Genomic DNA, 19,502 nt, shown 5'->3' on the forward strand with positions numbered 1-19,502 from the left:
GCCCCGGGCGGGGGAAGCGCTTGCGGAAGGCTGACGTGCAGGGGGTGCAGATATCTGTTCACGGACACCGTCGGGGAGCTGGTAAGGTTCACCACGTCGCCGACACACCGTGCGACACGCCCCCGTAGCTCAGGGGATAGAGCATCGGCCTCCGGAGCCGGGTGCGCAGGTTCGAATCCTGCCGGGGGCACTTCTCGAAGAAGTGCCGAAGACGAAGAGTCCGATCCAGTTCGCTGGGTCGGGCTCTTCGTCGTTTTCGGGTGCCGTTCAGGAGGTCAGCGGCAGGGGGCGGTGGCCTCGGTAGCCGGGGTGGAGCCAGAGGGGGTCCGGGGTGGGCCTTGTGAGTTGGGTGAGGGCCAGGAGGGTGTCGGCGGCGGTCTTGCAGTGGGGGTGGCGGACGGCGAAGGACTCGATGCGGGGGCGTTGGGTGGGGAGCCAGGCGGCCAGTTCGCGGGCGTCGCCGTCGTCGTAGAAGCTGAAGTCCAGTTCCTCGCGGAGGAGTTCCAGGGACCAGTCGCACACGAGGCGGAGCAGGGCGGCGTCCGCGCCGGGGGCCAGGGCGGCGGACAGGTGGTCGAGCCATGGGGTGAGGGTGCCGGTGGCCCGGGCGATGCCGTCGAGGAGGGCGAGGACCTCGGACGGGTGGGTGTGCGGGGTGGTGGCGGCGAGCGGGAGGAGGGCGCGGAAGGCCCGTTCCACGGCGGCTCGTTCGGGGGATGGCCAGGTGGTGAAGTGGGCGCCGTAGGGGGCCAGGTGGCTTATTTCCTCGGCGGTGGTGAGGGCGGTGGTGGTGGCCGGTCCTGCGGGGGTCCAGCTGCGCAGGGCGCGGGGCATGAGGCGGCGCCAGGTGGTGGCGTACTGGCCGGGGTCCCAGTGGCTGACCGTTTCGCGGAGGAAGTGGCCGAGGAGTTCGTCCGGGACGGCGGCGGGGTCTCCGGTGAGGGTCAGTAGTTCCGAGGGGGCGGTGCACTGGGTGCAGCCGTTGAGGGGGCCGTCCAGGGCGGGCGGATCGGCGAAGACGCGGTCCGCCTCGGCGAGGGCGTGCTGCCAGGCGGTACGGGCTAGGGCGGGGGCGGAGGTGGTGGGGGCGGGGGCTCGGGCGGGCATGGGGCGATTCGACCATGGTGTGGTCATGCCACGGCAGGGGGGCGGTAGGGAGGGGAAGTTCGGGAGCGGGCGGCGTCCCTGCGCCGCGCCGGGGTCCGCAGGGAGTGGGGCGGTAGGTGGCTTGCGGGACTTGCGGGGGCGTGTGCGCGGTGAAGTCCGTGGTGCTGGACTCGCCCTAGGCGGGGGTTCGCTTTCGGGCGGGGGTCTTCTTGGCCGTGGTCTTCTTCGTGGTTGTGGTGGTGGCGGCCGTCGTCGTCTTCTTCTTGGTGGCGGCCGTCTTCTTCTTCGGGGCGGCGGCCGTCTTCTTGGCCTTCGGTGCGGCCTTCTTCTTGTGGGTGGCGAGTTCCGTGACCTTCGCGGGTTTCTCGGCGGATTCGCCCCGGGAGCTCTTGGCGGCCCGGAGGCTGTTCTCCAGGGCTGCCATCAGGTCGATGACCTGGGCGTTGCCGCCGGCCTTGTCCGTCGCCGCGGGTGAGATGGACTCGCCGCCCTCGGACTTGGCGGCGATCAGTTCCTCGACGGCTTCGCGGTAGTCGTCGTGGAGGGTGTTGAGGTCGACCTCGCCGAGGGTGTCCATCAGGGTGTCGGCCAGGTCGAGTTCGGCGTCGCGGACGGTGACGTTTCCCTCAGGGGCGATTCCTTCGGGCTGGCGGATCTCGTCCGGCCAGAGCAGACCGTGCATGGCGATCACGTCGCCGACCACGCGGAGCATGCCGAGGCGTTCGCGGCCCCGGAGGGCGAATTTCGCGATGGCGACCTTGCGGCTGCGGGAGAGGGCTTCGCGCAGGAGGGTGTACGGCTTGGCGGCCGGGACTCCGTTGGCGGAGAGGTAGTACGCCTGGTCCATCTGGAGGGGGTCGATGGACGCGAGGGGCACGAAGGCGACGATCTCGATCGTGCGGGCCGTGGGGAGCGGGAGGGCGGCCAGGTCGTCGTCCGTGATGGGGATGATCGAGCCGTCGGCGTCCTCGTACCCCTTGCCGATCTCCGAGCTCTGGACCTCCTGCTCGTCCAGTTCGCACACCTTGCGGTAGCGGATCCGGCCGCCGTCCGCGGTGTGGATCTGGCGGAAGGAGATGGCGTGGTTCTCGGTCGCGTTGAACAGCTTGATGGGGATGCTGACCAGGCCGAAGGATATGGCGCCGTTCCAGATCGATCTCATGCCTGTGGTCCCTTTCGGTGGGATTCTTATGCTATGTCGCCCATGACGGAGGTGGAGGGTCGGAGGCTGGCCCTCAGCAATCTGGAGAAGGTGCTCTATCCGGCCACCGGGACCACGAAGGGTGAGGTGCTGCATTACGTCGCGACGACGGCGGGTGCCTTTCTGGCCCATGTGCACGACCGGCCGATGTCCTTCCTGCGGTTTCCGGACGGGGTGGAGGGCCAGAAGTTCTTCGCGAAGAATCCGCCGCCGGGGAAGCCCGCCTGGGTGAAGACGGTGGAGGTGCCGCGTTCCGAGGGGGGCACGGCGCGGCAGGTGGTCGTGGGGGATCTGGCGTCGCTGATGTGGGCGGCGAACCTGGTGGTGGAGTTTCACGTTCCGCAGTGGCGGTCGGAGAGTCCGGGGGTGGCGGACCGGCTGGTCTTCGACCTCGACCCCGGGGAGCCGGCCGGTGTGGCCGAGTGCTGTGAGGTGGCGGTATGGCTTCGGGGGCGGTTGGGGGTGGACGGGCTGGGGGCGTGGGTGAAGACCTCCGGGTCCAAGGGGCTGCACGTGCTGGTGCCGATCGAGCCGACGGCGTCGGAGCGGGTGAGTGCGTACGCGAAGGGGATCGCGGTGGAGGCGGAGGGGGAGCTCGGGGGGCTGGTGGTGCATCGGATGGCGCGGGCGCTGCGGGGCGGGAAGGTTTTTGTGGACTTCAGTCAGAACTCGGCGTCCAAGACGACGGCGGCGGCTTACACGATTCGGGCGGGGGTGGTGCCGAGGGTTTCTGTGCCGGTTACTTGGGAGGAGGTGGAGGGGGGTGGGGGTGATTCGTTGGGGTTTTTGATCGGGGATGTGGGTGGGCGGTTGGAGAGGTACGGGGATTTGTTGGGGCCGTTGCTCAATCCGAATCGGGCGGGGGTGTTGCCGAGGGGGTGAGGGGGGCCGCTGCGCGGGGCTTTTCCCCTACCCGCCCCTTCCCGAAACTGGGGCGCTGCCCCAGGCCCCGGCGGTGCGGGTGGTGGGGGTGGGCTGCTGGGTCTGCGCCCCATGCCCCTGGGCCCATACGGGCCGGGTGGGGGTGGGTGGGCTGCCAGCCCGTCGGGTGCATGGGCTGCCGACACGTGCGATTGCCTGGGTGGGTGGCCCGTGCGGTGCGTGGGTGGGTGGGTGGGAAGGTGGCGGGCCCGGCCACGGCCGCTGGTCACAGTGCGGGTTGTTCGTGGCTGGCCGCGCAGTTACCCGCGCCCCTGAAGTACTCGTCGCTGACGGGCGCAGGGAACTGCGCGGCGCTGGGCACGAGTGGTTATTTTGGGGGCGCGGGAAACTGCGCGAGCAACCACCCACCGGCCCGCGCGTAAGCACCCCTGGCCCCGCGGCCAGCGGTTTAGGGAAGGGGCGGGGAGGGGCAAAGCCCGCCGCAGGCGCGACACCGCCTGACCAGCCAGCGCCACGCGGCGGCAGCCGCAAATTGAGCGCAGCGGGAAGGGGCGGGGAGGGGCGCCCTCCAGCCCGCCGCAGGCGCGGCGGTGGTGCGGAATTGAGCCCGGTGGCAGCGTTACGTGCGTAGCCAGGTGTGGCGGTCTCGGGCTGAGGCGTAGAGGGATTCGATGTCGGCCGGTTTCAGTACGCCGCCCAGGTGTGACAGGGGTGTGGTCGTCGCGCCCTCTTGCAGGAGGAGTACGTCGTCGGGGGGCGGGCCGCCGTCTATGCGGGAGGCGCCCGCTATCGCCAGGGCCGGGCGGGCGGCTGTGGCCAGGGCCAGGGAGGCGCGTTCGGCGTCGTGGGTGGCGTGGCGCAGGTGGGGGGCCGCGGTGGGGGCGTTCAGGTGGAAGCGGTGGCGGTGGGCGGGGACGGTGTGGACCGTGAGGACGCCGGCGGGGCCGATGAGCAGGTGGTCCAGGTAGGTCCGGCCCGGGAGCGGGATGGAGTGCAGGACCCGCCAGCCCGCGGGTTCGAGGGCATCCAGCTCGTCGCCGATCCGCTGGAGCGCGGCGAGGGTTTCGCGGCGTGGGTCCTGGCGGAAGCGGCGGGCCGGCCGGGCCTCGTCCAGGGCGGCGTACAGGGCCTCGCCCGGGCGGTTGGGGGCCAGGTCGTCGTCCGGGTGGAGGGACAGCCGGACCAGGTCCGCCGAGGTCGGGACCGGTGGCGGGCCGACCGTGAGCGGGCCCGGCCCCGCGACGTACGGGGCCAGGGCCGTCAGGACCTCGTCTCGGCGCCCCTCCGCCAGGAGGCTCACCCGGCCGGTGTCGCGGTCGTACCACGCGAGGGTCCGGCCGGTGGGGAGGCTGACGTAGAGGCGGGGGCCGTTGGGGCCGTGGGTCGGTGTGACTCGTAGTGGTTTCATCTCGCAGCACCCCCTGCCTGCTATGGGAACAGGCGAGGGGCCTGGGGGCAACAAGTGGGCGGATTTGGGCCGGAGTTGGGCGGAAGGGTGGGGAGTTTGTCCTTCGGGGAGGGGGTGGGGGCGGAGTGGCCGTTCCCGGGTGGGAACCTGGTGCCGGGGCCGTGCGTTGCCTCAGTACGGTCTGGGAATCGGGGGCTTTCGGTGATCATCTTTGGGACCAAGGGGTACGCGTACCAGCTGGCGATGCTGATGCTGCTGTGCGGGCAGTGCGGCAATCCGGCGGCGCATTCGCTGCGGAAGTACGTCACGAAGTTCACGCTGTTCTTCATTCCACTCTTTCCCGTCTCGACGAAGTACGTCACGCAGTGCACGTTCTGCGGTGCCGAGCGGCGGGTGGAGCAGGCGGAGGCTGAGCGGCTTCAGGCGCAGAGCGGCCAGGTCGGCCCTGGTGGACAGGGCGGGCCCGGTGGGAATCCGGCGTACGGGCAGGGGGGCTCGGGGATGCCTCAGCAGCAGAATCCGTACCAGTAGGACTTCGCGTCGGGCCGTTTGCGTCGGGTGGCTGTTACCTGGTCGATGAACCTTCGCAATAGCGGACATTTAGGCTGCTTTGCATGAGTACGACGACCAAGCCCAGCAAGCAGAAGCAGCCGCCCCGTACGGCCAGGGTCATGGCCGCGTCCGCGCTCGCCGTCGCGCTCGGCGGCGGGCTCGTCGCCTGCGGTGGCGGCGGTTCCTCCGCGGCCCTGGCGCCCGATGTGAGCGTCACCAATGCCACGACCCAGCCCGTGAAGCAGGGGCAGGGACGGGAGGAGCAGGGGGTGGCGCCGCTCGCGGCGTCCCCGCCCACCGGGCTGACCATTCCTTCGGCGGGGGTCAGGGCGAACGGCATGCTCCGCCTCGGGCTGGACGCGAACCAGGAACTTGAGGTCCCCCCGGTCGCCGACGCCGAGAAGCCCGGCTGGTACACGGGGGCGGTCACACCCGGCGAGAAGGGGGCCGCCATCCTGGTGGCGCACTACGACACCGCCCGGGGTCCCGCCCTGATGCGTCACGTCGACAAGATGAAGGTCGGGGACTCCATCGAGGTGAGCCGGGCGGACGGCAGTACCGCCCGGTTCAGGATCCGCGAGGTTCAACAAGTCGACAAAAAGGAATTCCCTACCCATAAGGTCTATGGAAAGACCAACCGCCCGGAGCTGCGCCTCATCACGTGTGGGGGCCCTATCCGGGACGGCCATCGTTCCGACAACATCATCTTCTTCGCCGACCTCGTGAAGTAGGGCCGGCAGGGAGGGGAGTTCTTGTACCGCCGCCGACCGGAGAGTGGTGGGGGGCGCAGGGGAACGGTCTGCGGACCGGAGCCAGGCGCCCGGTCGAGGCGTGCCCCGAGGACGGCGGCGGCGGCCGGGGCGGACCGGGCTCCGGCGGGTGGCGGAGCGTGGGCCAGGGTCGTGGGAGTCGTCGTGCTGGTGGTGCTGCTGTCCTGGGCGGTCGCGGGGTGCGGCGGGGCCGGCGAGCTGAAGAGCGCGGGGGTCGCCCCCACGGCGGCCGGTCCGGTGCGGTTGTGGCCCACGCTGCCGCCCGCCAAGGTTCCGGGTTCGGACCTGGGGATGGCCGAGACGGAGACGGCCAAGGGCATCAAGCTGCCGGACGGCGATGTGCGCAAGGTCGATCCCGTCGCGGTGGTGAAGGCCGAGGCGGCCGCGCACCCGGACACGTACACCGGACCGGCCGGGCTCTACGCCGAGACCGTCGCCAAGCTGGGCACCTGTGCCCAGAAGCCCGCACAGTGCCCGGTGCTGCCGCCGTACTACCGCGATCTGACCGGGGACGGCCGCGACGAGCTGATCATCGGCATCACTATGCCGGAGGGGCAGCTGGCGATCCGCGCGTATCTCGCCGAGAAGGGCGGGCTGACGCGGATCATGGGCACGTCGGACGCGGTGATCAGTGTGGCGTTCGCGGGCAAGGACCTGGTGCTGACGGTGCCGTCGGGGATCTCCGACTACGAGTACCGGACCGCGTGGACCTGGGACGCCCGGCAGCACGCGATGCTCGCGACCCAGGACCAGATCGTGCACACCGGCCGGGGGCCGGGCGCCCCTCGCCCGGGAGTGGGCCCCGGACCGAGGCCGGACGGCGGGAGCGGCACGGGCCCGGGAACCGGCACCGGTACAGGACCCGGAACAGGCACCGGTACGGGCCCGGGCGCGGGCCCCGATACTGACCCCGGCACAGACCCCGGCAAGGGGCAGGGCTCCGCCCGGCGCATGGGCCGGGGAGGCTCCCCGGACACCGGACCTCAGGCCGGACGGGGCAACGGCAACCGCCCCGACTCCGACCGGAACGCCAAGCGGCACGGCGGCGCGGGCCGGAACCCCGAACCGGGCTCGGGCCGGGGCCGAGGCCCCTCCACCACCGGGCCGAAGCCGGGGAAGGGCCATGACGCCGGACGGGGCGGACGGGGACGGCAGGGTGGTGAGGGCGGCCAGGGTGGTCAGGGCGAACGTCGGGGTGGCTCGGGGCGCGGGCTCGGCGCGGGGCACGGGGACGGTGCGGGGCGCAGGGACGGTTCCGAGCGAGGGCTCGGCCCCGGACGTGGGCTGGGTGCCGGGCGCGGGCACAGCTCCGAGCAGGGAGTTGGCGGGTACGGGCTCGGCGGTTGGCGCGGCCTGGGCCCCGGGCGAGGATTCAGCCACTCCGTGCCCGGCGCCGCGCAGGGGCTCGGTACGGACGAGCTCGGTCGCGGGCAGGGCCGCGGCCCTGCCCTAAGGCCCCACCACTTCGAGCAGGGCGCGGGCTCGGGCACCGGGCAGAGTGGCCTGAGCGCGGACGGACTCGACAGCGGAGAAAGGCGCGGGCTCCCCCAAAGACCCCACCACTTCGACCAGGGCTCGGGCTCGGGCACCGGGCAGAGTGGCCTGAGCGCGGACGGACTCGACAGCGGAGAAAGGCGCGGGCTCCCCCAAAGACCCCACCACTTCGACCAGGGCTCGGGCTCGGGCGCCGGGCAGGGTGACCTGAGTGCGGACGGACTCGACAGCGGAGAGGGGCGCGGGCTCGGCATCGGCCCGTACCAGAGGGACCGGCGTGCCGCCGGGGCCCCCGGGCATCGCGAGGGTGGCCCGGTGGAGGGCTCCGGGTTCGTTCGTGGTGGGAGCGGGTGGGGGGCGTGAGGCGCGGGTGGTTGCGGTTTCCCGCTTGGACCGCGTCCCTGACCTGGAAGGCCTTGGCCTTTCTCACCGTGATGTGCTGCGCGCTGGCCTTCTTCCTCGGCGCCCTCGTGCATGTCTCCGTGACCCATCAGACCGTCGAGCAGGCCCGCGAGAAGGCGCTCGACAAGCTGGACCGGGCCACTGTGGCGTACGAGGCCGGTGAGGCATTGCCGCCCGATGCGGGGCTGGATCTTCCCGGGTTGCCCGATTCGCTGCGCGGCCTCGTCCTCAAGGGTCAGCGCGGCACCCTCGTGGAGAACGACCTCAACGGTCAGCCCCGTATGTGGGCCGCGCGGCCGGCCGACGGGCGGGCGCTCACCGTCGCGCTCGACTACCGGCAGAGCGTCAGGACCATCACCGGGCTGGACCGGGCAATCATCGGATCGTCCGTCCTGGCCATCGGCGCGACCCTGCTCGTCGGGGCCTTCGCCGTCACCCGGGTCACCCGTCGGCTGCACCAGACCGCGCAGGTCGCACGCCGTATCGAGGCGGGCGATCTCGACGCCCGGGTGAACGATCCCCGCAACCAGGACCTCGGCCGGCACCAGGACGAAGTGGCCACCGTCTCCGGCGCCCTCGACACCATGGCCGGGACCCTGCAGAGCAAGCTGCTCAGCGAGCAGCGGTTCACCGCCGACGTCGCCCACGAGCTGCGCACTCCGCTGACCGGGCTGACCGCGGCCGCCGAGCTGCTGCCCGTCGGGCGGCCCTCGGAGATGGTGCAGGACCGGGTGGCCGCCATGCGGCGGCTGACCGAGGACCTGCTGGAGATCTCCCGGCTGGACTCCGGCACCGAGCAGGTCGAGCTCGATGTCCACCAGCTCGGACCGCTGGCCGAGCGGGCGGTACGGGGTGTGGACGCCGGGCGGGCCGGGAGCGGCGCGAGCGCTGGGGGCCACGGGGGCAGTGGGAGTAATGGGGGCCACGGGGGCAGCGGACAAGAAGTGGGCGAGGGTACGGAGGTACGGGTGCTGCGGAGCGTCGGTGTCGAGACCGACCGGCGGCGGCTGGAGCGCGTGCTCGGCAATCTCGTCGCCAATGCGCACAAGCACGGCCGGGCCCCCGTCGTGGTCACGGTCGAAGGGCCGGTGATCACCGTGCGTGATCATGGCGAGGGCTATCCGGCGTATCTGGTGGAGCACGGCCCGCAGCGTTTCCGTACCGAGGCCGGCGGCAGCAAGGGCGGGCACGGGCTCGGGCTGACCATCGCCGCGGGCCAGGCGGAGGTGATCGGGGCGCGGTTGACGTTCCGGAACGCCCCCGAGGGCGGCGCCGTGGCCACGCTCGTACTGCCCGAGGACGACAGCGCGGAAGAGCGTGCCAGCAATACCGGGCATAGCAACACAAAGTGACACTTTGCGATCAATAAGTAGCGATTTTAGGGTGGGTCACGCGAGTTGAGGGCTGCGTCCCGCAACGGGGCGCCACCCCCTCCTCCCTAGGAGGCAGCATGCTCACGCTCAAGAAGACCGCCCTGTGCATCGCGACAGGAGCGCTGGCCGCGACCCTGGCCGCCACCCCCGCCCTCGCGGAAAGCGGAGCCGACACGACAACCGGGGCCGGAACAGGAACCGGAACCGGAACCGGAAGCACCGAGGCTCAGCACCCCCAGCACACCGAGGGCCGCGTCACCGCCCGCTCCGGACTCCGGCTCCGCGACAAGCCCACCCGTAGCAGCCGCATCATCCGCACCGAGCCGTACGGCGCCACCGTCCACATCTTCTGCAAGACCATCGGCGACCACGTCGACGGCAACGACCACTGGTACCTGCTCACCGACGGCACCTGGGCCTGGGGTGCCGCCCAGTACATCGTCCCGTTGGGCCGATCCCCGCGCTGGTGCTGACCCACCCTCACCGACAGCCGGTGCAGGGGCGGGGGCGTCCGGGATGACGCCCCCGGCCCCTCGGTGACATTTACGGACATTCGCCTCAAAGGCTTGCTACTTTTCCGGGCATGAAGGACGCGCCCCCACCTGAACTCCGCATCCCCAAGCGACGCGGCGTAGAGCTCTCGCTCCTCGTCGGCGCCGTCCTCATCGCCGTGCTCGGGTACATCGCCACCGGTCTCGGCAAGACCGGCACCGCGCCGCCCGACGCGCTGCGCTACGGCGCGGGCCTCGGCGTCCTCGCGATCCTCGCGCATCTCGCGGTCCGCTTCCGCGCCCCGTACGCCGATCCCCTGCTGCTCCCCATCGCTGTACTCCTCAACGGCATCGGGCTCGTCCTCATCTACCGGCTGGACCTCGAAACCCCCAAGGACCAGGCCGCGTTCACCCAGCTGACCTGGTCGACCCTGGGCGTCGGGCTGTTCATCGCGGTCGTCGTGCTGCTGCGCGACCACCGGGTCCTCCAGCGGTACGCGTACCTGTCCTGCGCCGCCGCCCTCGTCCTGATGGCCGTCCCGATCTTCTTCCCTGCCGTCAACGGGGCGAAGATCTGGATCCGGGTCGGCGGACTCTCCTTCCAGCCGGGCGAGTTCGCGAAGATCCTGCTCGCGGTGTTCTTCGCCGCCTACCTCGCCGCCAACCGCAACGCCCTCGCCTACACCGGCCGCACCTTCCTCTTCAAGCGCCTGCAACTGCCCACCGGCCGTGTCCTCGGCCCGATCGTCGCGATCTGGCTGCTGAGCGTGGGCGTGCTGGTCCTGGAACGGGACCTCGGCACCTCGCTCCTCTTCTTCGGACTCTTCGTGATCATGCTGTACGTGGCGACCGGGCGGACGGGGTGGATCGCGGTGGGTCTGCTGCTCGCGGCGGTCGGCGCGTACGTCGTCGGCTCGGTGGAACCGCACGTGCACAGCCGCGTCACGGACTGGCTGCACCCCTTCGCCTCCATCGAGGCGGGCAACGGTCCTGGCCAACTCGCCCAGTCCCTCTTCGCGTTCGCCGCCGGTGGCATCCTCGGCACCGGCCTCGGCCTCGGCCACTCCATCCTCATCGGCTTCGCCGCCAAGTCGGACTTCATCCTCGCGACGGCCGGCGAGGAACTCGGGCTCGCCGGTCTCACCGCGCTCTTCATGCTGTACGCGCTGCTGGTCGCGCGGGGCTACCGGGCGGGCCTCTCCCTGCGCGACCCGTTCGGCCGGCTGCTCGCGATCGGACTGGCGTCGATCGTGGCGCTCCAGGTGTTCGTGATCGCGGGCGGAGTAATGGGACTGATTCCACTGACGGGCATGGCGATGCCGTTCCTGGCACAGGGCGGGTCGTCCGTGGTGACGAACTGGATCATCGTGGCGCTACTGATCCGAGTGAGCGACTCGGCGCGCAGCCCCCGACCGATGGCGGCGGAGACGGGACAGATCGGTGTGGTGGAGCCGGAGAAGAAGGAACCGGCGATCCGTGGCGGGGTGGTGGGGGCGGCGCGGGGCGGTGCCGCGCGGAATGCTGCGGCCCAGGAGAGCGCGGCTCAGGAGAGTGCGGCCCGGGGCGCTGCGGCTCAGGGCGATGGCTCTCGGGACGCTGCCGCTCCGGACGGTGCCGCTCGGGACCGTGCCCCCCGGGACAGTGTGGCTCGGGATGTTGACGCTGCCCACCCCGCTTCCGATCCCGATCCCGCCCCAGATCCCGACGACGTAGCGGAGAAGCCGGAGGCCAAGAAGCTGTGATTCGTTATATTCGGCGGGCTGCCGCCTGCTGTCTGGTGCTGCTCGTTGCGCTGCTGCTCAATGCCGCCCGTGTGCAGGTCTTCCAGGCGGACGCGCTGGACAACAACCCGGCCAACCGCCGCAAGAACATCGTCCGTTACGACCAGCCCCGCGGGAACATCCTCGTCGAGGGGCGGTCGGTGACCGGGTCGAAGGACACCGGTGAGCAGCTCCGTTACGAACGCACCTATTCCCAGGGGGCGTTGTACGCGCCGGTCACCGGTTACGCATCGCAGACGTACGGCACCGCCTTCATCGAGGCGGCCGAGGACGACGTGCTCTCCGGGACCGATCCGATGCTCGCCCCGCTCCCCCTCTGGAACGAGATCACCCGCGCCCAGCAGCCCGGCGGCCAGGTCGCGACCACCCTGAACGCGGCTGCCCAGCGGGCGGCGTACGACGGTCTGGGCGGGCGGCGCGGTGCCGTCGCGGCGATCGAGCCCTCGACCGGGCGGATCCTCGCGCTGGTCAGCAGCCCTTCGTACGATCCCGGGCTGTTGTCGGGTACGGGCGATTCGGTGACGGACGCCTGGTCCCGGCTGAACGCGTCGAGCAGTCAGCCGATGCTGAACCGGGCGATCCGGCAGACGTACCCGCCGGGCTCCACCTTCAAGATCGTGACGGCTGCGGCGGCGCTGGACGCGGGCGTGGTGACGGACGTCGACGCACCGACGGACACCCCCGACCCGTACCTGCTGCCCGGCACCCGCACCTCCCTCCCCAACGAGGCCAGGGGCTGCGAGGACGCGTCGCTCGCCGACGCGATCCGGGTGTCCTGCAACACCGTGATGGCCAAGCTCGGGGTGGAGGTCGGGCTGGACGCGATGGTCGACGCGGTCGGGCGGTTCGGGTTCAACGACCCGGGGATCCGGATTCCGTCCGGTGTCGCCATGAGCAACTTCGACAAGAAGATGAGCAACGACCAGCTGGCCCTGTCCTCGATCGGGCAGTTCGACACCCGGGCCACGCCGTTGCAGATGGCGATGGTGTCGGCGGCGGTCGCCAACGGCGGTGACCTCAACAGGCCCTATCTCGTGGAGAGTACGGCGACGAAGAGCGGCTCCGTCGTCTCGCAGACCGCCTCCCGGAGCTATCAGCAGGCGATGAACCCCGCCACCGCCATGCAGCTCCAGCAGATGATGATCGACGTCGTCGAGAACGGCACCGGGACGAACGCGGCGATCCCCGGGGTGACGGTGGGCGGCAAGACGGGCACGGCCCAGCACGGTGTCGACAACTCGGCGGTGCCGTACGCGTGGTTCATCTCCTGGGCGCGGGGGGCGGACGGCGGGGACAAGAGCGGCAAGGGGGTGGCGGTCGCGGTGGTGGTGGAGGACGCGGCGGCGCGGCGGGCGGACATCACCGGGGGCGGGCTGGCGGCGCCGATTGCGCGGGCCGTGATGGAGGCGGTGGTGGGGTGAGGCCCGGCCCCCTCTCCAGGGAGAATGGCCGGCATGCAGAGCGTCGAAGATTCGCTGGACAGGATTGCCGCTCTCGACCCCGCCCTCCACGCCTTCCTCGAAGTCTGGGCGGACGAGGCCCGGGCCGCGAGGCCTGATCCTCAACTCCCGCTCGCCGGGCTCCCGTTCGCCGTCAAGGGGCTCGGCGGGCGGCGGAGTCACGCGGCGCGGCGGCTGAGTGCCGCGGGGGCCGTTCCCGTCGGGGCCACCTCCGTGCCGGGGCCCGGGACGTATTGGCAGACCTGGGGCATGGGGGCCGGTGGGCGCACCCTGAACCCGTACCGGGCGGACCGTACGCCCGGGGGGTCGTCGGCCGGTTCCGCGGTGGCGGTCGCGGCCGGGATGGTGCCGTTGGCGACCGGCAGCGACGGGGCGGGGTCCGTGCGGATACCGGCCGCGTGGTGCGGGGTGCTCGGGCTCAGGACCACGCGCGGGCTGCTGCCCTCGCCGGACCGGACGGGGCTGGCCACGGCGGGGGTGCTGGCCCGGTCGGCGGCGGAGGTCGACACGTATCTGAGGTGCGTGGCGGACGGGTACGAGGATCACGCGGGCGTGTTTCCCGCGACCGGCGTCTGGTCGGACGACCTCGGGTTCGCCGGGGCCGACCTCGACCCGGAAGTGGTCGCGATCGCCCGGCGGGCCGCCGCCCGCCTCGTACGGCTGGAGGAGGAGCCGGGGTTCGCGCTGCGTGACCCCAAGGACGTGTGGTTCGCCGTGCGCGGGGAGTCGGAGACCGCCGCCACGCGTGCGCTCCGGCGGGAGAACGACTCCCTGCTGGAGCAGCTGTTCTCGCGCACCCGGCTGCTGCTGACGCCGACCACCCCCTTTCCCCCGCACGGGCACCAAGGGCCCGACGGCCGCTATTCGACCGCGCTGACCTGGGCGTTCAACGTCAGCGGGCATCCCGCCCTCAGCATTCCGGCGGGCTTCACCCGGGACGGCTGCCCCGTGGGGCTCCAGGTGGTCTCGGACTTCGGGACGGAGTCGCTGCTCGCCCGGGCCGCCGCTACGTTCGCCGCATGAGTCTCCGCGACCGACGGCACCGCGAGCTGCTCAAGCGCGGGTACGAGTGGTTCGAGCGGGTGGAGGTGGCGATGGCGGCCCTGCGGTGGGTACCGGCGGGGCACCGGCCGCCCCGCTCACGCCTCGCCGGCCGCCCCGTCCGCGATCGCGTCGCGCACCTCCTCGACCCGTTCGCGCTCCTCCGCCGCGAACCGTTCCCTGTCCAGTTGCTCCGCGATCTCCTCGTCCTGGCTCATCAGCAGGTCCAGGTTGGAGTTGCCCATCTCGAAGACGCCCATGTCTACGTACGCCTGCTGGAGGCGCTCGCCCCACAGTCCGATGTCCTTGACGCACGGCACGATCCGGCTGAACAGCAGCTTCCGGAAGAGCGCGAGGAACTCGGACTGCTCGCTCAGCTCCTCCGCCTCCCGCTTCGGGATGCCGAAGTTCTCCAGGACCTCGATGCCGCGCAGCCGGTCGCGCATCAGGTAGCAGCCCTCGATGACGAAGTCCTCGCGCTCCTTGCGCTCCACGTCGGTGAGTTGCTTGTAGTAGTCGCGCAGAGCCATCCGTCCGAAGGCGACGTGGCGGGCCTCGTCCTGCATGACGTACGCCAGGATCTGCTTGGGCAGCGGCTTGGTGGTGGTGTCGCGGATCATGCCGAAGGCGGCGAGGGCGAGGCCCTCGATGAGGACCTGCATGCCGAGGTAGGGCATGTCCCAGCGGGAGTCGCGGAGGGTGTCGCCGAGCAGGCCCTGGAGGCTGTCGTTGACGGGGTAGAGCATGCCGATCTTGTCGTGGAGGAAGCGGGAGTAGATCTCGGCGTGCCGGGCCTCGTCCATGGTCTGGGTGGCCGAGTAGAACTTGGCGTCGAGGTCGGGGACGGATTCGACGATGCGCGCCGCGCACACCATCGCGCCCTGCTCACCGTGCAGGAACTGGCTGAACTGCCAGGACGTGTAGTGGCGGCGCAGTTCGCCCTTGTCCTTGTCGGTCATCCTGTCCCAGTGCCGGGTCCCGTAGAGGTTGAGGGCCTCGTCGGGGGTGCCGAGCGGGTCGTACGGGTCGACCTCGGCCGACCAGTCGATCCGGGTCGCGCCGTCCCACTGCTTGTCCTTGCCCTTCTGGTAGAGCGCGAGGAGGCGCTCGCGGCCCTCGTCGTACTCCCAGCTGAAGCGAGCGGCGCCCGTGGCCGGCACCTGCCAGATCGGTTCTTCCGGGCTTTTCGTGTAGAGCTCGTGCGTCGACATCCGCGACCCCTCTGCCTCTTCAACAGCCGTGCCGTGTCCCGATAGTTGGCAGGCTCACACGTGGGTAGACGAACGGTCAACAAGTGCCGCGCAAGGGATTGACGCCCTTGCTGACAAGGAGTCTCATAAGGAGTGACCCCCGGTAACCCCATTGATGAGGTGCTCCGAAGATGACGACCGCGCCGACCAGGACGACCGAGCCCAGCGAGACCGACTTCACCACGCTGCGCGACGCACTCGGCATGCTCAAGGACCGCGAGCAGGTGGCCGAGCGGCTGCTGGAGTCGTCCGCCAAGCACTCCTTCGACCCCGACAAGGAACTCGACTGGGACGCTCCGGCCGACGAGGGCAAGTGGTACTGGCCGCCGGAGCTGGTCTCGCTGTACGACACCCCGATGTGGAAGAAGATGTCCGAGGACCAGCGGATGGAACTGGCCCGGCACGAGGCGGCGGCCATCGCCTCGCTGGGCATCTGGTTCGAGATCATCCTGATGCAGCTGCTGGTGCGCCACATCTACGACAAGTCGGTGACCAGCAACCACGTGCGGTACGCGCTCACCGAGATCGCGGACGAGTGCCGGCACTCGATGATGTTCGCCAGGATGATCCAGAAGGGCGGGGCGCCCAACTACCCGGTGCCGCGCGTCTACCACAACCTGGCCCGCGTCCTGAAGACCGTCTCGACCACCCCCGGCTCCTTCGCCGCCACCCTCCTCGGCGAGGAGATCCTCGACTGGATGCAGCGGCTGACCTTCCCGGACGAGCGCGTCCAGACGCTGGTGCGCGGCGTCACACGCATCCACGTCATCGAGGAGGCACGGCACGTGCGCTACGCCCGGGAGGAGCTGCGCCGCCAGATGGTCACCGCGCCGCGCTGGGAGCAGGAGTTCACCCGGCTGAGCTGCGGCGAGGCGGCCCGGGTCTTCTCCACCTGCTTCATCAACCCCAAGGCGTACGAGAACGTGGGCCTGGACCGCCGCGAGGCGGTCGCCCAGGTGAAGGCGAGCGGCCACCGCACGGAGGTCATGCAGAGCGGCGCGAAGCGGCTGACCGACTTCCTCGACGACATCGGCGTACTGCGGGGCCCCGGACGCCGCCTGTGGATCAGCTCCGGCCTGCTGGCCCGTTAGAAGCGGCGGGCGAACGCCCGCCCGGCAGCGTCACCGCCCGATTACGCTGCACCGCATGACCACCGCCGCCTCCTCCCCCGCCTACCGCCGTCTCAGCGTCGAACAGCGCCGCCGCCAGCTCATCGACGCGGCGCTCACCCTCTTCGCGCACCGCGCCCCCGAGGACGTGTCCGTCGACGACGTGGCGGAGGCGGCGGGCGTCTCGCGGCCGCTGGTCTACCGCTACTTCCCCGGCGGGAAGGTCCAGTTGTACGAGGACGCCCTGCGCTCCGCCGCCGACGAGCTCACCCTGTGCTTCGCCGAGCCGCAGACCGGCCCCCTCACCCAGCGCCTGGCCAGCGCGCTCGACCGCTACCTCGCCTTCGTCGACACCCACGACACCGGCTTCAGCGCCCTGCTCCAGGGCGGCAGCGTCGTCGAGACCTCCCGTACGACGGCCACCGTCGACGGGGTCAGACGGGCCGCCGCCGAGCAGATCCTGCTCCACCTCGACCTGCCGGAGACCGCCGGGCCCCGGCTGCGCATGATGGTCCGCACCTGGATATCCGCCGTCGAGGCCGCCTCCCTCATCTGGCTCGACGAGGGCAAACAGCCCCCGCTGCCCGAGCTCCGCGGCTGGCTGGTCGACCACTTCGTCGCCCTCCTCACCGCCACCGCCGCCACCGATCCGCAGACGGCGGCCGTCACCCGCGCGGCACTGGAGCTGGAGACGGCGGACGGTGCGGCCGGGCAGCTGGTCCGCCGCGTGCTGCCGGTCCTCACCGAAGCCGCCCACCTGCTGTGACACTGGACGGGTGAGAAGCGAAAAGACCCCCTTCGTCGGCGGCCCGCTGGACGGGCACGTGCTGTCCGTACTGACCGGGCCGACCGGGAACCCGCCGAAGTGGTACGAGGTTCCGGTGCCGGACCCGGCGGGCGGCGCCCCCGCCGTCCACGCCTACGAGCGCACCCCCGTCGGCTACACCAAACGGCTCGGCCTCCAGCGCGGCTGGAAGTACGTGTACGTCCCCGAGGGGCGTGAGCCCTGGAGCCCCAAGTGGCCGTGGAGCAAGTCCACCCGCCACGCCGGGGGCGGACCTTCTTCGACCGGTACGGGTGACTGAGCTGCGCCGTACCGACCACCCGAGGGGTGGCAGCACCTCCGCGAGCCCAGCATCGGGCTGAGCCGGGCCTCCTGCCCGGCGCGGTAGCGGAGGTGATGGCATGTCAGGGAAACTCGCGACCGCCGTGGTACTGGCCGCGGCGGCGACCGTACTGACGGCGACCGGGAGCGCGACGGCCGCCCCCGCCGACCCGGTCGTCCCCGTGGCCCCCGCCGACCCGGCCACCCCCGTCGCCTCGGCCGTCCCCCTCGACCCGGCCGCCCCCGACCCGGCGGGCTCCGACCCGGCGGGCTCCGACCCGGCGGGCTCCGATGTCCACCAGCTCCTCACCGATCTCCAGCGGCTCTACCAGGAGACCGAGGAGGCCACCGAGGCCTTCAACGGCACCGAGGAGAAGCTGAAGGCGCAGCGCGCCGAAGTGCAGCGCATGACAAGGGAGTTGGGGAAGGTCCGGGTAGCGCTCGCGGACGGCAGGCGGGCGGCCGGGCAGTTGGCCAGGGAGCAGTACAAGGGGCGCGGCGACCACGCGTACTCCTCCTTCGTGCGCCTGCTGACCTCCAGCGATCCCGAGCACGCCCTGATGCAGAACCACACCCTGCGCCGGGCGGCGGCGGCCCGTGCGGTGAAGGTGGCGCGGCTGGCGAGCAACGAGAAGCGGGCCGACGCACTGGCCACCAAGGCGCGCGGGGCGCTCGACGTGCAGCAGGCGCTGGCCGCGAAGCAGAAGAAGGCCCGTGACGCGGTCCAGGCGCGGCTGAAGCGGGTGGAGGCGCTGCTGGCCTCCCTGACGGCCTCCGAACTCGCCGAGCTGGCGGCCCTGGAGGACCGCAACGCCGACAGCGCTCAGCGCGAGCTGCTCGGCTCGGGTGCGCTGGGCGCGTTCGGTCCCGGTGGTGCGCGGGCCTCGCGTGCACCCTCGCGGGAGGGCGACCGTGCGCTGACGTACGCGACGCGGCAGCTCGGGAAGCCGTACGTCTGGGGGGCCGAGGGGCCCGGCTCCTTCGACTGCTCCGGGCTCACCCAGCAGGCGTGGGCTGCGGCCGGCCGCACCATCCCCCGCACCAGCCAGGAGCAGTGGCGCGAGCTGCCGCGCGTGCCGTTGTCCTCGCTGCGGCCCGGGGACCTGGTGGTCTACTTCCCGAAGGCCACCCATGTGGCGATCTACCTGGGCAACGGGCAGGTGATCCAGGCGCCCCGGCCCGGCGCGCACGTCAAGGTGTCGCCCCTAGCGGCCAATCCCGTCCTGGGCGCGGTCCGGCCCGACCCGAGGCTGGCGCCGCTGCGGGGGTACGTACCGCCGGACCTGCCCGTGCCGTCGCCGGGGTCCGACGCGGGCTCCGACGCGGGGTACGGCTCGGAGGCGGCGCCCGAGTGAGGGGGCGGCCTCAGCGGTCTCAGCCGTTGGCGGGCGGTCCGCCGACGCCGTGCAGCAGGGTGTCGACGACCCGGGTCGCGAGGGCGTCGACGTCGGCGTCGGTGTCCGGTGCCTCGGTGGCCGCCTCGTGAATGAGGGCGTAGTAGACGCGGCGGGCCCACCGGGGGTCGGCGTCGGGTCCGAACAGGCCCGCGTCCCGGGCGCGCGCGAACAGCCGCTCGCACCTTTCCAGTACGTCGGCGTGGACGCGCGCGACCTCGGGCGCGTCGGTGGGCAGAGCGCCCATGGCGAAGCCCCAGCCGATCTTCACCCGGAGCACGTTCGCGGTGACCTGGTAGAGCGCGACGGCGGGCGGGGAGGTCTCGGGGCGGGCCGCCTCGACGGCCTCGTGGAACTTCCCGGTGGCCCAGGCGGCGAGTGCCGCGATCAGGGCGTCCCGTGAGGCGAACCGGCGGTGCACGGTCGTCCTGGCCACCCCGGCGGCCTCGGCGATCTGCTCCATGGTCGCCGCGGGGTTCGCGGACAGGACCCGCTCGGCGGCTTCGAGGATCGCGCGCACGGTCCGCTCGGCATCGGCACGGAGCGGTTTCGGGGAGGTGGGCAGCGACATGGCGGGGGTTCCTTCTGCACGGTGACGCACGACCCGGCAAGTGTACGCGCGTGTGGCAGCTTCCCTATTACTTGCAACATTGGTGATGCATGTTCTAGGTTCAGTGCATCA

At 71.5% G+C, this 19,502-nt stretch carries 17 protein-coding genes, 1 tRNA gene and 2 pseudogenes; 15 read left to right on the plus strand and 5 right to left on the minus strand.

Going from position 1 to position 19,502, the window contains the following annotated elements; all coding sequences use genetic code 11:
• Positions 1–118: 118 nt before the first annotated feature.
• Positions 119–190 (plus strand) — tRNA-Arg (locus tag ACZ5PB_RS33215).
• A gap of 77 nt (positions 191–267) precedes the next feature.
• On the opposite strand, the gene ACZ5PB_RS33220 is transcribed toward ACZ5PB_RS33215, so the two are convergent.
• Positions 268–1,107, minus strand: coding sequence for a hypothetical protein (locus tag ACZ5PB_RS33220; protein ID WP_468696351.1), 840 nt, complete (start codon positions 1,105–1,107; stop codon positions 268–270).
• A gap of 175 nt (positions 1,108–1,282) precedes the next feature.
• Complete coding sequence (gene ku, locus ACZ5PB_RS33225) at positions 1,283–2,269, minus strand: non-homologous end joining protein Ku (RefSeq protein WP_468696352.1); 987 nt, start codon at positions 2,267–2,269, stop codon at positions 1,283–1,285.
• Positions 2,270–2,302: 33 nt separating this feature from the next.
• Here ku and ligD point away from each other — a divergent pair, with 33 nt between their 5' ends.
• Positions 2,303–3,190: a non-homologous end-joining DNA ligase gene (ligD, locus tag ACZ5PB_RS33230; protein ID WP_468696354.1), complete on the plus strand. Its 888-nt coding sequence runs from the start codon at positions 2,303–2,305 to the stop codon at positions 3,188–3,190.
• A gap of 619 nt (positions 3,191–3,809) precedes the next feature.
• Here ligD and ACZ5PB_RS33235 read toward each other — a convergent pair.
• A complete protein-coding gene (locus ACZ5PB_RS33235) occupies positions 3,810–4,598 on the minus strand; it encodes a nuclease-related domain-containing protein (protein WP_468696355.1) in 789 nt (262 codons plus the stop codon).
• A gap of 201 nt (positions 4,599–4,799) precedes the next feature.
• Between ACZ5PB_RS33235 and ACZ5PB_RS33240 the strand changes: the two genes are divergently transcribed.
• From ACZ5PB_RS33240 to ACZ5PB_RS33280, 9 genes and pseudogenes are all read left to right on the plus strand, one after another.
• On the plus strand, positions 4,800–5,129 hold the full coding sequence (locus ACZ5PB_RS33240) for a zinc-ribbon domain-containing protein (RefSeq protein WP_468696357.1): 330 nt from the start codon (positions 4,800–4,802) through the stop codon (positions 5,127–5,129).
• A gap of 83 nt (positions 5,130–5,212) precedes the next feature.
• Complete coding sequence (locus ACZ5PB_RS33245; RefSeq protein ID WP_468696358.1) at positions 5,213–5,881, plus strand: class F sortase; 669 nt, start codon at positions 5,213–5,215, stop codon at positions 5,879–5,881.
• Positions 5,882–6,052: 171 nt separating this feature from the next.
• On the plus strand, positions 6,053–7,777 hold the full coding sequence (locus tag ACZ5PB_RS33250; RefSeq protein ID WP_468696360.1) for a hypothetical protein: 1,725 nt from the start codon (positions 6,053–6,055) through the stop codon (positions 7,775–7,777).
• A gap of 71 nt (positions 7,778–7,848) precedes the next feature.
• A complete protein-coding gene (locus ACZ5PB_RS33255) occupies positions 7,849–9,168 on the plus strand; it encodes an ATP-binding protein (RefSeq protein ID WP_468696402.1) in 1,320 nt (439 codons plus the stop codon).
• A gap of 98 nt (positions 9,169–9,266) precedes the next feature.
• A complete protein-coding gene (locus tag ACZ5PB_RS33260) occupies positions 9,267–9,662 on the plus strand; it encodes an SH3 domain-containing protein (RefSeq protein WP_468696362.1) in 396 nt (131 codons plus the stop codon).
• A gap of 110 nt (positions 9,663–9,772) precedes the next feature.
• A pseudogene (locus tag ACZ5PB_RS33265) lies at positions 9,773–11,131 on the plus strand (FtsW/RodA/SpoVE family cell cycle protein); the annotation flags it as partial.
• 287 nt (positions 11,132–11,418) lie between these two features.
• Positions 11,419–12,882, plus strand: a complete 1,464-nt coding sequence (locus ACZ5PB_RS33270; protein WP_468696363.1) for a penicillin-binding transpeptidase domain-containing protein — start codon at positions 11,419–11,421, stop codon at positions 12,880–12,882.
• Positions 12,883–12,915: 33 nt separating this feature from the next.
• Positions 12,916–13,944: an amidase family protein gene (locus tag ACZ5PB_RS33275; protein ID WP_468696364.1), complete on the plus strand. Its 1,029-nt coding sequence runs from the start codon at positions 12,916–12,918 to the stop codon at positions 13,942–13,944.
• A pseudogene (locus ACZ5PB_RS33280) lies at positions 13,941–14,045 on the plus strand (DUF3291 domain-containing protein); the annotation flags it as partial. The gene ACZ5PB_RS33275 and the pseudogene ACZ5PB_RS33280, both read left to right, overlap by 4 nt.
• A 15-nt stretch (positions 14,046–14,060) precedes the next feature.
• Here ACZ5PB_RS33280 and ACZ5PB_RS33285 read toward each other — a convergent pair.
• Positions 14,061–15,173 (minus strand): ferritin-like domain-containing protein, encoded by a 1,113-nt coding sequence (locus ACZ5PB_RS33285; RefSeq protein WP_468696365.1) that lies wholly within the window; start codon positions 15,171–15,173, stop codon positions 14,061–14,063.
• A gap of 170 nt (positions 15,174–15,343) precedes the next feature.
• On the opposite strand from ACZ5PB_RS33285, the gene ACZ5PB_RS33290 reads away from it, so the two are divergent.
• The 4 genes from ACZ5PB_RS33290 to ACZ5PB_RS33305 all read left to right on the plus strand — a co-directional run bounded on the left by ACZ5PB_RS33290 (position 15,344) and on the right by ACZ5PB_RS33305 (position 18,781).
• Positions 15,344–16,303 carry an AurF N-oxygenase family protein gene (locus ACZ5PB_RS33290; protein WP_468696366.1) on the plus strand — a complete coding sequence of 320 codons (960 nt, stop codon included), beginning with the start codon at positions 15,344–15,346 and terminating at the stop codon, positions 16,301–16,303.
• 55 nt (positions 16,304–16,358) lie between these two features.
• Positions 16,359–17,087, plus strand: a complete 729-nt coding sequence (locus ACZ5PB_RS33295) for a TetR/AcrR family transcriptional regulator (RefSeq protein WP_468696367.1) — start codon at positions 16,359–16,361, stop codon at positions 17,085–17,087.
• 10 nt (positions 17,088–17,097) lie between these two features.
• Positions 17,098–17,406 carry a hypothetical protein gene (locus ACZ5PB_RS33300; RefSeq protein ID WP_468696368.1) on the plus strand — a complete coding sequence of 103 codons (309 nt, stop codon included), beginning with the start codon at positions 17,098–17,100 and terminating at the stop codon, positions 17,404–17,406.
• Positions 17,407–17,506: 100 nt separating this feature from the next.
• Positions 17,507–18,781, plus strand: a complete 1,275-nt coding sequence (locus ACZ5PB_RS33305; protein WP_468696369.1) for a C40 family peptidase — start codon at positions 17,507–17,509, stop codon at positions 18,779–18,781.
• A 19-nt stretch (positions 18,782–18,800) separates the two neighbouring features.
• Here the strand turns inward: ACZ5PB_RS33305 and ACZ5PB_RS33310 are convergent, their stop codons facing one another.
• Complete coding sequence (locus ACZ5PB_RS33310; protein ID WP_468696370.1) at positions 18,801–19,391, minus strand: TetR/AcrR family transcriptional regulator; 591 nt, start codon at positions 19,389–19,391, stop codon at positions 18,801–18,803.
• Positions 19,392–19,502: the final 111 nt, after the last annotated feature.

Source organism: Streptomyces sp. NPDC032721 (assembly GCF_055579625.1).

Bases quoted from the DNA above. Each gene is read 5' to 3' on its own strand.
- ACZ5PB_RS33220 (WP_468696351.1), bottom strand. From the start codon at position 1,107: ATGCCCGCCCGAGCCCCCGCCCCCACCACCTCCGCCCCCGCCCTAGCC.
- ku (WP_468696352.1), bottom strand. From the start codon at position 2,269: ATGAGATCGATCTGGAACGGCGCCATATCCTTCGGCCTGGTCAGCATC.
- ligD (WP_468696354.1), top strand. From the start codon at position 2,303: ATGTCGCCCATGACGGAGGTGGAGGGTCGGAGGCTGGCCCTCAGCAAT.
- ACZ5PB_RS33235 (WP_468696355.1), bottom strand. From the start codon at position 4,598: ATGAAACCACTACGAGTCACACCGACCCACGGCCCCAACGGCCCCCGC.
- ACZ5PB_RS33245 (WP_468696358.1), top strand. From the start codon at position 5,213: ATGAGTACGACGACCAAGCCCAGCAAGCAGAAGCAGCCGCCCCGTACG.
- ACZ5PB_RS33255 (WP_468696402.1), top strand. From the start codon at position 7,849: ATGTGCTGCGCGCTGGCCTTCTTCCTCGGCGCCCTCGTGCATGTCTCC.
- ACZ5PB_RS33260 (WP_468696362.1), top strand. From the start codon at position 9,267: ATGCTCACGCTCAAGAAGACCGCCCTGTGCATCGCGACAGGAGCGCTG.
- ACZ5PB_RS33275 (WP_468696364.1), top strand. From the start codon at position 12,916: ATGCAGAGCGTCGAAGATTCGCTGGACAGGATTGCCGCTCTCGACCCC.
- ACZ5PB_RS33285 (WP_468696365.1), bottom strand. From the start codon at position 15,173: ATGTCGACGCACGAGCTCTACACGAAAAGCCCGGAAGAACCGATCTGG.
- ACZ5PB_RS33290 (WP_468696366.1), top strand. From the start codon at position 15,344: ATGACGACCGCGCCGACCAGGACGACCGAGCCCAGCGAGACCGACTTC.
- ACZ5PB_RS33295 (WP_468696367.1), top strand. From the start codon at position 16,359: ATGACCACCGCCGCCTCCTCCCCCGCCTACCGCCGTCTCAGCGTCGAA.
- ACZ5PB_RS33305 (WP_468696369.1), top strand. From the start codon at position 17,507: ATGTCAGGGAAACTCGCGACCGCCGTGGTACTGGCCGCGGCGGCGACC.
- ACZ5PB_RS33310 (WP_468696370.1), bottom strand. From the start codon at position 19,391: ATGTCGCTGCCCACCTCCCCGAAACCGCTCCGTGCCGATGCCGAGCGG.